This is a genomic window from Streptomyces sp. NPDC001027 (assembly GCF_040299045.1).
GTDB lineage: Bacteria > Actinomycetota > Actinomycetes > Streptomycetales > Streptomycetaceae > Streptomyces.
In genome coordinates this window covers 20,063-34,138 of the sequence record NZ_JBEPBI010000045.1, presented here as the reverse complement: position 1 = coordinate 34,138, position 14,076 = coordinate 20,063, and the positions used below count along the sequence as shown (strand labels likewise).

The window sequence follows — 14,076 nt, the reverse complement described above, 5'->3', positions numbered from 1 at the left end:
GCCCGCACCGGGCGCCCCTTCTCCGTGGCCTGGCGGGGTGGCGTCACATCGTGGCGCCCGCCATCGTGCGGCACATCTCGGCGCAGCGGCGACAGGACTCCGCGCAGCGGATCATCTGGGGATCGTCCGGCATGGCCATGCACGCCTCGGCGCACATGTCGCACGCCTTGGCGCACATCGCGCACATCTCGGTCGCCATGGGCGAGCGTCGCATCATCATGTCCGCGCACATGCGGGTCGTCTCGGAGCAGTCCAGCAGCGCGCGCATGATCTGCATCTGGGCCTGGCCGCCCATCTGCATGCAGGAGCTCATGGTCTCCTCGCACATGCTGTGGCAGGACATGCAGGCCTCGACGCAGTCCTGCATCTGGCTGCTCATGGCGTTCATGGTTCCGGGCCGGGTCATGGCTCCTCCTCGTGGTGAGGGGCCCGTGCGGGAGTGAGGGGGGCCGGGCGGGCCCGTTGCGTGCCCTTCCATCCCTACGCCCTCCCGCGGACCCTCGCCATCGGGGACCGCCGCCCCCGCGATCCGCGCACCTAGCCGCAGCCCACCTCGTCGCCGCGTACGACGGCGAAGTCCCCGTGCTCTGCATCGGCCGCGCGCACCGTGCGCACGCCCCGGAAGTCCGCGCCGGCGGTCACTCTCAGCGTCGGCCCGAGCCCCTTGACGGCCCGCAGCTCGCTGTGCGGCAGGGCGGTCGCGAGGGACTTCGCGGAGCGGTCCCAGCGCGGGTCGTAGGAGACGACCGTGCGCAGGACGGTCGGGTCGGCGGCGCTGACCGGCTGCCCGGTCGTGCGAAAGCCCGTCGCCGCGAGCGCCGCGTCCACCCGCCTGCCGAGTCCCGTGGTGTGCGTGCCGTTCTCCACCTGGACGCGGATCTGCTGCGGCGCGACGTCCACACGGGCGACCCCGCGGTCGAGCCGCCGGGCGTGCGCGGCGAGGGGCTTGTCGTCGCGCAGGGCGCGGAAGAGGCGCCGCGACTTCACCGCGTCCCACTTCAGCGTCGAGCCGACCCCCTTCACGAAGTACGCCATCTCCCCGACGGGCACGGTGACGAACTCGGAGGAGGACGGCGAGAAGGTGCGCATCGCCCTTCCGAGGTCCAGCAGTTCCTCCGCGCCGAAGCCCCGGTCGGCCCGTACCGAGCCGAGCACCGCCCGCGTCACGTCGCGGAACCTCAGCGGGTTCAGCAGGACCCCGGAGGAGGTCGCCCGGTCCAGCAGGGCCGCGAGGAAGCGCTGCTGTCGCTTCATCCGGCCGAGGTCGGAGGAGGCGTCCGCGTGCCGTGAACGCACGTACTGCAGGGCCTCGCCGCCTTCGAGGGTGTGCGCGCCCGGCTCGAGGTCCAGGCCGGTGTACGCGTCCTTCAGATGCGTCGCCGTGCAGATCTTCACGCCGCCGAGCACGTCCACGGTCTTCATGAAGCTGGTGAAGTCGACCTCCAGATAGTGGTCGATCTTGACGTGCGTCATGTTCTCGACCGTGCGGACGGTCAGCTGCGGCCCGCCCTCCGCGTACGCCGCGTTGATCCTGATGGGGTGGCCGTGGTGCTCCCTGCCGGTGACCTGGTCGGTGTGCGGCGGGGTCTGGGCGTAGGAGTCGCGCGGGAGGCTGACCACGCTGGCCCGCTCCCGGTCCTCGGAGACGTGCACGATCATGATCGTGTCGGTGCAGTGGCAGGGCGCCCCGCCCAGGCGGTAGCGGCGGCGCTCCGCCGCGCCGATCCGGTCGCGGCCGTCGGTGCCGACCAGCAGCACGTTCATCCCGTGGCCGGCCCGCGGACGGTTCTTCATGTCCTTGAAGGGGTCGACCCGGGCGATGCCGGCGTCGAGGCTGCTGATCACCGAGTGGCCGATGCCCGCGGAGGCGAGCAGCACCACGGAGAGCGTGGTCGCCGCCCGTACGGCCCAGCGGGGGCGCCGTCGTCGGGCGGGATGAGGGGGCACGCGGCGCTGCGGGCGGGGGCGGCGCGGGATCCGGGGCGGTGTGGCGGGCATACGGGCACCTCCGGGCGGCGGCCGTGGGTGGGGGGAAGCCGTTGGAACGGTAGGCCCATACGATCTGCCGACCGGTGCAGCACACCCGGCGGGGCGGGCGCTGTCCCCCGTTCGCGGTAACGTGAGCCCCCTATGAACGCCAAGCCCGACGTGCAGCTCCCCGCCGTGTCCGTCATCATGCCCGTCCTCAACGAGGAGCGGCATCTGCGCGGAGCCGTCCAAGCGATCCTCGCGCAGGAGTACGCCGGCGAGATGGAGGTCGTGATCGCCATCGGTCCGTCCACGGACCGGACGGACGAGATCGCCGCCCAGCTCGTCGCCGAGGACTCCCGCGTGCACACGGTCCCCAATCCCACCGGGCGCACGCCCGCCGCGCTGAACGCCGCGATCAAGGCCTCCCGCCATCCGATCGTCGTCCGCGTGGACGGGCACGGCATGCTCTCGCCGAACTACATCGCCACCGCCGTGCGGCTCCTGGAGGAGACCGGAGCGCAGAACGTCGGCGGCATCATGCACGCCGAGGGCGAGAACGACTGGGAGCACGCCGTCGCCGCGGCCATGACCTCGAAGATCGGGGTCGGCAACGCCGCCTTCCACACGGGAGGGCAGGCGGGCCCCGCCGAGACCGTGTACCTGGGCGTCTTCCGTCGGCAGGCGCTGGAGCAACAGGGCGGCTACAACGAGGAGTTCATCCGCGCCCAGGACTGGGAGCTGAACTTCCGGATCCGCGAGGCCGGCGGTCTCATCTGGTTCTCGCCGGAGCTGAGGGTGTCCTACCGCCCCCGGCCGAGCGTGAAGGCGCTCGCCAAGCAGTACAAGGACTACGGGCGTTGGCGGCACGTCGTGGCCCGCTACCACGAGGGCTCGATCAACCTGCGTTACCTCGCCCCGCCGACGGCGGTGTGCGCGATAGCCGCCGGGATCGTCGTGGGGGCCGTGCTCACCCCGCTGGGCTTCGTCGTCCCCGGCGGCTATCTGGCGGCGATCGTCGCCGGGTCGCTGCCGGCCGGCAGGGGTCTGCCGGCGAAGGCGCGGCTGCAGATCCCGCTCGCCCTCGCCACCATGCACATGTCGTGGGGCCTCGGCTTCCTGACCAGCCCGAAGACGCTGGCCAGGAAGGTCATCGCGTCCCGTCGGCCGGCGGTCCTCACCGCGAGCTGAGCGCCGTCCTGTGTCGCACGCCGACGGTCTGCGACACGGGCATGACGCCGGGCGCCGCGGCAGGGGTGATCACGTCCGGCCGGGGGCCCGCCGTCGAGTGACGGCGAGCCGACGGCCGGGCTACCAGCGGTAGGGCGCGTACACGTCCATGCAAGGAGTGCTGTCCGACCCGTTGATGGCGTCGGCGTTGTCGGGGATGTCCCCGGCCTTCGGCGCCGACTTCTTCGGATAGGCCGTCCCCGAACGCCAGTCGGCGCCCACGACGACGGTGACCCCCGAGACGTCGCTGGTCCGCTCCACCGACGTCAGCGGAATCCCCAGCGCCTGGGCGACACGCTGGGCGTCGCCCTCCAGGTCCGCGCTGGGATAGCGGACGACGGTCCGGTCCATGTCGAGCAGCGCCGAGGAGTCGGCCACCGCCTGCGTGAACCCCTTGCCGACGAGCTGCTGCGCGATCGCGCCGGCCCGCCGGGGCACCGCGGCCTGGGCGCCGGTCCGCGTGCCGTTCTCCACCTGTACGGCGATCTTGTCGGCGGCCGCCGCCGGGTCCTTGGAGACCTTCTCCCCGGTCGCAGGCTTCTTCGTGTCCGAGGCCTTGCCGTTGGCGTCGAACGGCACGTCGTCCCGGATCATCGCCCACACCTTCTCGGCGTCCGAGCCGGCCGGCACCACGTGGTTGCGGTCCTTCGGGTCCTCGACGTTCGGCATCGTCGTCATGGTGATGCGGTCCGTCGGCACCGTCTTGAGCTGCATGCCCAGGTCGTACAGCTTCTTGACCGTGCCGATCTCCTCGGAGACCTTCAGCGACTTCGTGGCCGCCTCGGCCAGGTCCATCAGCCGGCCCGTGTCGGTGAAGACGTTCTGGCTCTTCAGCGTGCGGATCATCGAGTTCAGGTACATGTGCTGCGCCCTGGCCCGCAGGAGGTCGCTGCCCCAGGCGTGGCGCGTGCGCAGCCACTGGAGCGCCTGCTTGCCCTCGACGTTCTTCGTGCCGGCCTTCATCTTCAGGCCGGAGCCCCCGCGGTCCCACACGTTCTGCTTCACGCAGACCTCGACGCCGCCGATGGCGTCCGCCATCCTCACCACGCCCGAGAAGTCGATCGTCATCCAGTGGTCGATGTAGACGCCGGTGAGGTTCTGCCAGGTGGCCAGCGTGCAACCGGCTCCACCGCGGGCCAGCGACTCGTTGATGATGGTGTTGATCTTCGGGTAGGTCTTGCCGGTCTCCGCGTCCTTGCACCTGGGGATGTCGACCCGGGTGTCACGGGGAATGCTCACCACCGCGGCGCTCTTGCGGTCGGCGGACAGGTGGATGAGCATCTGCACGTCGCCCAGCGGCGGGTTGCCGCGGTTGTCCCTGCTGCCGCCCAGCGCCACGTTCTCGTCGGAGTTACGGCTGTCGGAGCCGATCAGCAGGATGTTCATCGGCGTCTGCCCGGCCGGGTTGGCCTCGGTCTTCCTCGCCTTGGAGTCGCCGCTGCTGCGCTCGCCCTTCTGGATGTTGCCGTTCAGGTGCTGGTAGTAGAGGTATCCGGCGCCGGCCGTCCCCGATATCACCACCGCGAGAACTATCGCGGACCAGCGAAGGACACGCCGTCTGCGCCGAGGGCGGTCGGTTCCGTGCCCCTGTCGGCGTCGCCCGCTTCCGCCGGCGCCGCCCGCCTCGCCCGACGCGCTCCGGTCCTGCGGTGCGAGGGACATCGTGTCCTCGACTGCGGAACCCTCTCCCTGCTGCACCCTGCTCTGCCCCAACTTCGTGCCCCTCCCCACCCGTTACCCGACAACTGCGCTCCCCGCCCGGACTTCCCCCGGATGGCGAGAGCGCACCTTGTCGGCTCATTCGTTCCGACACCCGTTCGCAACCTGTCAGACCCTTCCAGGTCCGGAGCCGGTTGGCCGCGCATCGGTAAAATCACGGTCCGGCACGGCCGCCCACGCGCTGCCGGATCGGCGTGCCGTCGGCACGGCGGTGCCGGTTGTCAGACAGATGTGCGTCCCGAATGGTTGCGTTGCGCGCCGGACGACACCGCACGGACGCCGGCGGCCGGACGCCCGAAGGCCCCGGCCACCCGCTCCACGAGACGGGGGAGCGACCCGGGGGTCACTCGTCCCACCGGCTCAGCTGGCGCACTGGACCTTGTCCGCCGTGGACTTCTGCACATCCGGCGTGGCCACCGTGGAGGAGTTCATCTTCACCCCGGCGCCCTTGAAGTCCTTGCCCAGGATGAGGGTCATCGTCGGCAGCCCCTGGGCGTTGGTGACGCTCTTGCCCGGCTTCATCGCCGACCCCGACAGGCCCATGATGTCGGCCAGCCGACGTGCCTGGTCCGCCTGTTCGGGCGCGTACTCGAGCGTCGTCGTGTTCTGGACGGCCCCCGCGTTGCCGGCGTTCTCGGACTTGCTCACGTCCGCCTCGGTCTGCAGCCAGGTCAGCTCCTCCTGCGCGCTGCCGCCGGGGGCGCCGCCGTTGAGGATGCGCACCCGCACGTCCGAGGCGGCGGACTTCGTGCCCTTCAGACGGGCGGCGATGGCGGCCTTCTCCTTCGCCTGCTCCTTCTTCACCTCGGTGAAGGACGTGTCGTTCTTGATCATCTGGAAGACCTGGGGCGCACGCGTCTGGTCGACGACGACGGTCGCCTTGACCTTCTCGGCCGGGTTGTCGATCACGGGCACGGTCAGGAACGTGATGTTCTTCGGCGGGACCTTCTTCAGCTGCAGCGCCACGTCCTTCAGCGTGCTGACCTTGCCGATGCCCGTGTCGACGGTCAGCGCCTTCGTGGCGGCCTCGGCCAGGCTCACCAGTTTCGTGGGGCTGGTGAGGGTGTCGCTGGAGGACATCTTGCGCATGAGGGAACTCAGGAACTGCTGCTGCACCTTGATGCGGTCGAGGTCGCCCTGGTTGCCGAAGCTGTGCCGGGTGCGCACGAACGCCAGCGCCTGCTCACCCTCGACCACCGACTTGCCGGCGGGGAGCTTCAGCTTCGACTCCTTGTCGTTGACGGAGTGCGCGAGGCACACCTCGACCCCGCCCACCGCCGTCGTCAGCGTCTTCACCGCGTTGAAGTCCGCCATCATGAAATGGTCCACCGGAATGCCGGTGACCTCCGTGACGGTGCGCATGGTGCAGCCCGCGTCCCGGCCGTCCTGGCCGAGGCTGGTGTTGAAGCGGACGTTCTGCGTGCCGCCGATGTCCTTCTCGCTGCCGTCGGGCTGCTTCGTCGGGCAGACCGGGACGTCGACGATCAGGTCGCGCGGAATGCTCAGCGCCGTCGCGTTCGTACGGTCCTTGGACACGTGCAGCAGGATGTTGGTGTCGGCGTGGCCGACGCTGCCCTTGTCGCCGTACCCCTCGTTGCCCTTGCCCGTGCGCTTGTCGGTGCCGATGATCAGGATGTTGAAGGCCTCGTCCTTGCTGAAGCCGCTCTTGCCCGCACTGCCGACGTCCGTCGTCGTGACGTTGCCCTCGAGGTGCTTGAGGTACAGGTAGCCCGCCCCGGCGACGCCGACCAGGACGAAGGCCATGGTGCCGCCGGTCCACACCAGGATCTTCTTCGCCTTCGACTTCTTCTTCACCGGCCGCCGGCCGCGCCGGTTCGCCGGCTCCTCCGGCGGCGCGCCCCGGCGCCTTCTCGGGCCGGGGACGTCCGCGCCCTGCGACCTCTCGGGCGACGACGACTCCCGGTCGGGCGCCACCGTACGGCCGCCCGCCCGGTCCGGGCCGGCGACCCGGCCCGCGACGGATCCGCGCGGTCCGGGGACGGTCGACTGCGCACCGGAAGCGCCCAGTCGCAGTTCGTATTCGCCGGTGTCCGGGTTGAGTACCCACTGGTCTGCGGGGTCGATGTCGTCCGCCCGCCCACGGCTCTGCGCGTCCACGATTGTCCGAATCCTCCGTCGGGGCCACGCGGCGCCTTTCCCCCCTCTAAGGCGCTCGGGTCTCGGTCACTCGGTGCGCGACCCCGGGAAGGACCTCGCGGCCGGGTGCACCGGATCGCTCACACTATCCGCCCGGTTCGGCGTCGAGCGACGGCCGTGACAAAGTCCACGCCCCTACAAGCGGGCAATCCGCCCCATTTCCTGGAACTCCAGTTCCCCGAAAGAGCTTCCCTTGGCAAGCGCTTTACCCGCAGTCGTCCGCGGCGGCGGTGTTCCCGCGGAAGGTGGGAGCGGGCGGAGAGGGCGAAACCGTCCCGTAAGCCGTCCCGCCCGCCCCCCGCCTGTTGTACGGAGTGTGTTCGTCCGACTCCGAAAGGGGCGCGTTCGTGGGAATCTTCTGAGAAACCACGATCGGCGTGTCGGTCCGCAGCCGGTCGAAGAGTTTCTCGGCCTCGGAACGCACCAGTTGGTCACGGTTCGGGTCATGGACATATGACTCACGCGGAACCGTCAGGAACTGCACATTTTCGATAGGGATGTGCCGTAGACCGCGCACGAGTGCATACAGACCGCGCAGACTCGCCAGATCCGGGTCGGTGGTGAGCGAGGACGTGGCCGCGTCCAGCAGCGGATACAGCTTCACCGGGTTCAGCAGGACGTCATTGCTCTGCACCTTGTTGACGAGCGCCCCGAGGAACCGTTGCTGCCGGTCCATCCGCTCGGTGTCGCTGCCGTCCCCGAGCGACTTGCGGGCCCGCACGTACCCCAGCGCCTGCTCCCCGTTCAGCGTGACCTTCCCGGCGGGCAGCCGCAGCTTGGCGGCCTTGTCGCTGATCGGCGCCTTCAGACAGACCTGCACCCCGTCCACGGCGTCGACCATGTCCTTGAAGCCGCTGAAGTCCACGACGACGTGATGGTCGACGCGCACTCCGGTCAGCTTCTCCACCGTCCGGATGGTGCAGGCCGAACCCCCGCTCTGGAAGGCGTAGTTGAACATCGCGAACGTCGGCTGTGCCCGCTTGCCGTCCCGCCGCAGGCACTCCGGCACGTCCACCATCAGGTCACGCGGCAGCGAGACGGCGGTCGCGCTGCGCCGCCCGGCCGCCAGATGCAGCAGGATCGTGGTGTCGGACCGTTCCGTGCCGGAGTCCCGCCCGTACTTCTCGTTCCCGTCCCCCGAACGCGTGTCGGACCCGATGAGCAGGATGTTCTGCGCGTCCTTCACCAGCGAGGTCGGCCGCTCCTTCGCGTACCGCGCGAGCTCCGCCGCGGCCGCGTCGTCGGGCGTGATGTTCCCGTCGAGCTTCACGTAGACCGCCCAGCCGGCCACCCCGACCCCCAGCACGACCACCGCCCCCGCCGCCGCCCCGTACCGCAGCCACCGCCGCCGACGCCGCCGCGCGAGCCCCCGCCCGTCGGCGGACGCCCCCACCCCCGGCCCGAGGGGCCCGCCCCCACCACCGGAGTACGTCACGTCGGATCCACCCTCCCGCACAAGCGCGCAGAGCTGCTCCCCCGACGATCCCCCGAACCCCCAGCCGAGTCCCCCCGAACCGATCCGAACGGGTGACGGCAACCATCGGACGAGGGCGCCTTCTCGGCGGGGGCGAGCAAATCCAGCCCGCCCGGCCTTCGAGGACGGCGCCTTCGCGGGCGGGCGCGCGGAACGGTGTGCGGGCGGCGCCTTCTTGGCGGGGGCTCACACGATCAGCCCGTCCGGCGTTTGAGGACGAGGCCCTTTCGGGGCCGACAGCGCGGGCCCGGGGGCGGCAGCCCCCGACCACGCCCGCCGCCGTGGCCGACGTCGACCCATGGCTACCGAGCCGTGGCAGACACCCGCTCCGCCTCGATCCGCCTGGCGACGACCTCCTCCTCGGCCTCCGCCAGGTTCCTGCACAGCACCACCGACCCCCCGCTCGCCAGCGGCGCGTAGAGCCCGGCGCTGAGCCCCTCCCAGGTGTCGTAGGGCAGCCCCGACAGCAGCCGCGCCCCGGGCCCCGTCAGACCCAGCCCCGCCGCCTCCGCCCGGGCCCGTTCCACGATCTCCGCGCCGGTGTACTCCGCGCCCGCCACGATCAGCGCGGGCTCATCGGGATCCACCGGACCGTAGGGCGCGAAACGGTCCCCGAAGCTCGGGACGTTCACGGCGTAGTCGTCGTACCCCTCCGGAGGGCCGGGCATGAACCGGCGTCCGAGCGGGGCGAGCGACAGCGCGTACCGCTCGCCCCGGCAGGCCAGCCCCGCCTCGAACCGGCCGGGCCCGGCGACGACGACGTCGGCCCGCGCGGGGTCGCCCTCCACGTCCGCGACGACGCCGACCGAGGCGCACGCCAGCAGCCACACCGCCGTCTGCCAGTGCGCGGGCAGCAGCAGCGCGACCCGGTCGCCGGGCTCGACGGAGAGTCCGTCCTGGAGGAGATTGGCGGTCTTGGCCACCCAGTTGGCGAACGTGGCCACGGACAATTCGACCCGCTCGCCCGTGGCGTCGTCGTAGAAGGTCACCAGGGGTCGCGCGGGATCGGCGGCGAGCGCGGAACGCAGCAGGTCGGCAGGGGTGCGATCGGTGGCAGTCACCCGCGCAAGCGTACGCGCCGCACGCACCGGGGGACCGGTCGCGGGGCCCGCTCCGGGCCACCGGTTCGGCCGAACGCATCCCGACGGTCCGTCAACTTCCCGATGGACAGAAATGTATGACTATGTCCAGGATCGGTGGCATGCGTGGATTGCTTGCTACCTCGATCGGTGTCACCTGTGCGGCGGCTCTCGCCCTCCCGCTGACGCCGCCCGCCAACGCGGCGACGGTGCGACCCGCGCCGACCGCGGGGGCGGCGACCACCGGGACGACCAGGGCCACGAGCCCCGACACCGCGACCACGGGATCCCTTCCCGACCGCCCGGAGCTCCGCGAGCTCCCCGAACTCCCCGACCACTCCCGACTTCCCGACCACTCCCGACTCCCAGACATCCCCGACCTCCCCGGCAGCACCCAGTCGCTGCCGCTGGCCCCCCTCGGCCGCGACCGCGCCCTCCCCGGCGCGGCGGTGGCCCAGGGGCTGCCCCGGCGGGACGTCCGCCGCTTCTCCCTCCTCGGCGTCGTCTGGGACGACCCGGCCGCCGAACTGCACGGTCGCGTCCAGGTCCGTATCCGCCGGACCGGCGCCGACGCCTGGTCCGGCTGGCAGGACGTCGAGACCCACAACGCCGACCACGGCGCCGATCCCGGTACGGCCGAGAGCGCCTCCGGGCGGGTCCGCGGAGCCACCGCCCCGCTCTGGGTCGGCGACTCCGACGGCGTCGAGGTCCGCGTCCATCCCGACACCGAACGCCGTACGGAGGACACGGCCCGGGGCGCTCAGACCCTCACGGCCACCGCGCCCCTCCCCTCCGGCCTGCACCTGGAACTGGTGGACCCGGGGGCGGCGCCGCCCGCGCAGGCCCAGGCCGGCCCGCCGCGCGGCCGCACGCTGACCACCGGCGCGCGGCGGGCGGGCACCGCCCCCGAGCCCCCGGAGGCGTCACAGGTCCCGGACGACTTCAACCCGACCGATCCGACCGATCCGACCGATCCGACCGATCCGACCGATCCGGCCGATCCGGCGGACGCCGTGGACGCGCCGAACGCGGTGGTCGCGGCGGACACGTCGGACGCGACCGACACGAAATCGGCGACCGGGCTGTCCGCCGAGGTGGCCGAGGCCTCCGCGGCCAACGTCGCCCTCGCGCCGCTCGGCGCCGAACAGATCCCGGCGCTGGACCGTGCGGACACCGAACGCGAACTGCTCGACCTGCGCGGGGCCGAACTGACCGCGGCCCAGCGGGCGAAGCCGTACATCGGCCCGCGCCCGAGCATCGTCACGCGCCGCGGCTGGGGCGCCGACGAGAAACTGCGGGAAAGCGGCTTCCGCTACACGACGAAGGTGAAGGCGGCGTTCGTCCACCACACGGCGTCCGGCAACAGCTACTCGTGCTCGCAGGCCCCGTCCGTCATCCGGGGCATCTACCGCTATCACGTCAGGAGCATGGGCTGGCGCGACATCGGCTACAACTTCCTCGTCGACAAGTGCGGCCGGATCTACGAGGGCCGTGCCGGGGGAGTGGCGAAGCCGGTCCTGGGCGCCCACACCCTCGGGTTCAACTCCAACAGCATGGGGATCGCCGTCCTCGGCACGTTCACGTCCGCCAAGCCGAACTCCGCCACCGTCAACGCCGTCGCCCGGCTGACGGCATGGAAGCTCGGCCTCTTCGGGGCGAACCCCAAGGGGAAGACCTATCTGACGTCCGGGGGCGGCAACCTCTACGCGAAGGGCAGGAGCGTACGGATGAACGTGATCTCCGGCCATCGTGACGGGTTCGCCACGGAGTGCCCGGGCAAACAGCTCTACGGCAAGCTCGGCTCGGCCCGCTCCACCTCGGCGGGCTACCAGGGCCGCTGACGCGCGGAAGCGCGGAAGCGCCGACGCGCCGACGCGCTGTGACGTCCCGGCCGACCGGCTCGCACCCGGTCGGCCTCGTCGTCCGCAAGAACCGGGACACCGGGACACCGGGACACCGGGACACAGGGCCGCCGACGGCCTGCAAGTCGCCGCACGACGGTCTGCATACACTGGCCGGTCGAAAGACAGTTCGGCCGGTCCCGGCAGGAAGCAGAGACGAAGGTGACAGAAGCGATCCTCCTGGTCGGCGGCAAGGGCACCCGGCTGCGCCCCCTCACGGTGCACACGCCCAAGCCCATGGTCAGGGCGGCGGGGGTGCCCTTCCTCGCACACCAGCTGGCGCGGGCGAGAGCGGCCGGCGTGGACCATGTCGTCCTCGCGACGAGCTATCTGGCCGAAGTGTTCGAACCGTACTTCGGCGACGGCTCGGCGTTGGGCCTGCACCTCGAGTACGTGACCGAGGACGAGCCCCTCGGCACGGGCGGCGCGATCCGCAACGTGGCGTCCCGTCTCACCTCCGCCCCCGAGGACCCGGTGCTGGTCTTCAACGGCGACATCCTCACCGGACTGGACATCGGACGCCTGGTGACCACGCACGAGACGACGGGCGCGGACGTCTCCCTCCACCTGACCAGGGTCACGGACCCGAGGGCCTACGGTCTCGTGCCCACCGACGAGACGGGCAAGGTACTCGCGTTCCTGGAGAAGCCGCAGACGCCCGAGGAGATCGTCACCGACCAGATCAACGCGGGGGCGTACGTCTTCCGCCGCGCGGTCATCGACACCATCCCGGCAGGCCGCCCGGTGTCCGTGGAGCGCGAGACGTTCCCCGGTCTCCTCGCGGCCGGCGCCCGTCTCCAGGGCATGGTCGACTCGACGTACTGGCTCGACCTGGGCACCCCGGCGGCCTTCGTCCGAGGCTCGGCGGACCTGGTCCTCGGTCGCGCTCCGTCCCCTGCGGTCCCCGGCCGCTGCGGCGACCGCCTGGTCCTGCCGACGGCACAGGTCGCGGCGGACGCGAAGCTGACCGGCGGCACGGTGGTGGGCGAGGGCGCGTTCGTGGCGGAGGGCGCGCGGATCTTCGGCTCGACGATCCTCCCCGGCGCGGTCATCGAACCCGGCGCGGTGATCACCGACTCACTCGTGGGGATCCGGGCCCGGGTGGGCGAACGCTCCGTCCTCACCGGCGCGGTCATCGGCGACGGGGCGGTCGTCGGCGCCGACAACGAGTTCCGCGAGGGCGCGCGGGTGTGGTGCGACGCGAGAATCCCGGCGGGCGCGGTGCGCTTCTCGTCGGACCAGTAGCACTCGTCCCGGGCAGGGACCGGTTCCACGCGGGCCGAGGGCCTGGGGGAGGAGGCGACGAAGGGACGGGGGACGGGGCGAATCCGCTCCCGTCGCGCTCACTCCATCCCCGGCCCGATCCGATCCCCCGGCCCGCGCGCGGGGCGCCCTGGCGGAGCGTCGCGCGGGGCGCCCTGGCGGAGCGTCGCGCGGGGCGCCCTGGCGGAGCGTCGCGCGGGGCGCCCTGGCGGAGCGGGCCCCTCACAACGTCCCGATGTCCCAGCGCGGCATCTTCGGGGCCCGTCGAGCCGGCGTCCGCCCGCTCAACAGGATCAACCGGACCGCGCGGTGCCGCTGCCCCGCGTACGGCTCCAGCAGCTCCAGCATCACCGAGTCGTCGGCGTCGCGGTCCCCGGCCAGCGCCCATCCCACGATCCCCGGCAGATGCAGATCCCCCACGGTCACCGCGTCCGCCGCGCCGTGACTGCGCTGCACGGTCTCCGCCGACGTCCACGGCCCGATCCCCGGCACCACCTCCAGCCGGGCCTGCGCCGCGGCCGGCTCCATCCGCACCGACTCCTCCAGCCGCCGCGCCACCCGGACCGCCCGCAGGATCGTCGACGCCCGCTTGTCGTCGACGCCCGCCCGGTGCCACTCCCACGACGGGATCAGCGCCCACGTCCGCGGCGCCGGCATCACCCACAGCCGTCCGTCGGCCGCGGGTCCGGGCGCCGGCTCGCCGAACTTGCGGACCAGCAGCCGCCAGGCCCGGTACGCCTCGTCCGTCGTGACCTTCTGTTCCAGGATCGACGGGATGAGCGACTCCAGCACCAGCCCGGTCCGCGTCAGCCGGAGCCCCGGACGCCGGTGCCGTGCCGTGGCCACCACGCGGTGGCGGGGCTCGAAGGCCTCCGGCGCGTCCGCGGCCCCGAGCAGCTCCGGCAGCTGCTCCAGCAGCCACTCGGCCCCCGGGCCCCACGCCTCGGCGCGCACCGCCCCGTCGCGGGCGGCCACGCGCAACGTCCCGGGCCCTGCCGGGGTGAGGCTGGCCCGCCACACGGACCCGTCCGGCGTCGCCCGGAACGTGGGATCGCCCGGCCCGCGGCGCAGCGGCCCGAGCACCAGCCCGAGGTCGAGCGGCCCCTCGGGCGTCCAGTGCCGCACCCGCCCCGGCGCGGAAGCCTGCCGCGGCACCCCGGCGGGCACGCCGACATGACCGCCGCGCACGGTGGCGCGGGTGGGCCGGGGAGAGAAGCGTCCTGCCACGAGTGAATTCCCGGGTCGTACGAAAGGGAGCCGGACGAGAGTAGACGCCGGTCGAGAG

At 72.1% G+C, this 14,076-nt stretch carries 10 protein-coding genes; 3 read left to right on the top strand and 7 right to left on the bottom strand.

Translation table 11 applies throughout. From position 1 onward, the window contains the following. Nucleotides 1-43 precede the first annotated feature (43 nt). Together ABT300_RS15685 and ABT300_RS15680 are read right to left on the bottom strand one after the other, a co-directional pair. Nucleotides 44-406 carry a four-helix bundle copper-binding protein gene (locus ABT300_RS15685; protein WP_351675434.1) on the bottom strand — a complete coding sequence of 121 codons (363 nt, stop codon included), beginning with the start codon at nucleotides 404-406 and terminating at the stop codon, nucleotides 44-46. Nucleotides 407-537: 131 nt separating this feature from the next. Next, nucleotides 538-1,998 carry an LCP family protein gene (locus ABT300_RS15680; RefSeq protein WP_351675432.1) on the bottom strand — a complete coding sequence of 487 codons (1,461 nt, stop codon included), beginning with the start codon at nucleotides 1,996-1,998 and terminating at the stop codon, nucleotides 538-540. Nucleotides 1,999-2,130: 132 nt separating this feature from the next. On the opposite strand from ABT300_RS15680, the gene ABT300_RS15675 reads away from it, so the two are divergent. Next, nucleotides 2,131-3,159, top strand: coding sequence for a glycosyltransferase family 2 protein (locus ABT300_RS15675; RefSeq protein WP_351675430.1), 1,029 nt, complete (start codon nucleotides 2,131-2,133; stop codon nucleotides 3,157-3,159). 120 nt (nucleotides 3,160-3,279) lie between these two features. On the opposite strand, the gene ABT300_RS15670 is transcribed toward ABT300_RS15675, so the two are convergent. The 4 genes from ABT300_RS15670 to ABT300_RS15655 form a co-directional block, all read right to left on the bottom strand. Then, complete coding sequence (locus ABT300_RS15670) at nucleotides 3,280-4,860, bottom strand: LCP family protein (protein WP_351675428.1); 1,581 nt, start codon at nucleotides 4,858-4,860, stop codon at nucleotides 3,280-3,282. Between the two features lie 417 nt (nucleotides 4,861-5,277). Beyond that, nucleotides 5,278-7,035, bottom strand: a complete 1,758-nt coding sequence (locus tag ABT300_RS15665) for an LCP family protein (RefSeq protein ID WP_351675426.1) — start codon at nucleotides 7,033-7,035, stop codon at nucleotides 5,278-5,280. A gap of 244 nt (nucleotides 7,036-7,279) precedes the next feature. Further along, entirely contained in the window at nucleotides 7,280-8,509 is a 1,230-nt protein-coding gene (locus tag ABT300_RS15660) for an LCP family protein (protein WP_351675424.1), read from the bottom strand. A gap of 341 nt (nucleotides 8,510-8,850) precedes the next feature. Further along, a complete protein-coding gene (locus ABT300_RS15655) occupies nucleotides 8,851-9,609 on the bottom strand; it encodes a TIGR03089 family protein (protein ID WP_351675422.1) in 759 nt (252 codons plus the stop codon). A 140-nt stretch (nucleotides 9,610-9,749) separates the two neighbouring features. On the opposite strand from ABT300_RS15655, the gene ABT300_RS15650 reads away from it, so the two are divergent. Beyond that, nucleotides 9,750-11,468 (top strand): N-acetylmuramoyl-L-alanine amidase, encoded by a 1,719-nt coding sequence (locus tag ABT300_RS15650; protein WP_351675419.1) that lies wholly within the window; start codon nucleotides 9,750-9,752, stop codon nucleotides 11,466-11,468. Nucleotides 11,469-11,690: 222 nt separating this feature from the next. Then, a complete protein-coding gene (gene manB, locus ABT300_RS15645; RefSeq protein WP_351675417.1) occupies nucleotides 11,691-12,773 on the top strand; it encodes a mannose-1-phosphate guanylyltransferase in 1,083 nt (360 codons plus the stop codon). Nucleotides 12,774-13,013: 240 nt separating this feature from the next. Here the strand turns inward: manB and ABT300_RS15640 are convergent, their stop codons facing one another. Continuing rightward, the gene (locus ABT300_RS15640; RefSeq protein WP_351675414.1) at nucleotides 13,014-14,018 is read right to left on the bottom strand and encodes a DNA-3-methyladenine glycosylase family protein; all 1,005 of its coding nucleotides are present in this window, start codon (nucleotides 14,016-14,018) and stop codon (nucleotides 13,014-13,016) included. Between the last annotated feature and the right edge of the window lie 58 nt (nucleotides 14,019-14,076).

Excerpts from the sequence above, each read along its gene's own strand:
- ABT300_RS15685 (WP_351675434.1), bottom strand. The coding sequence starts at position 406 with ATGACCCGGCCCGGAACCATGAACGCCATGAGCAGCCAGATGCAGGAC.
- ABT300_RS15680 (WP_351675432.1), bottom strand. The coding sequence starts at position 1,998 with ATGCCCGCCACACCGCCCCGGATCCCGCGCCGCCCCCGCCCGCAGCGC.
- ABT300_RS15675 (WP_351675430.1), top strand. The coding sequence starts at position 2,131 with ATGAACGCCAAGCCCGACGTGCAGCTCCCCGCCGTGTCCGTCATCATG.
- ABT300_RS15670 (WP_351675428.1), bottom strand. The coding sequence starts at position 4,860 with ATGTCCCTCGCACCGCAGGACCGGAGCGCGTCGGGCGAGGCGGGCGGC.
- ABT300_RS15650 (WP_351675419.1), top strand. The coding sequence starts at position 9,750 with ATGCGTGGATTGCTTGCTACCTCGATCGGTGTCACCTGTGCGGCGGCT.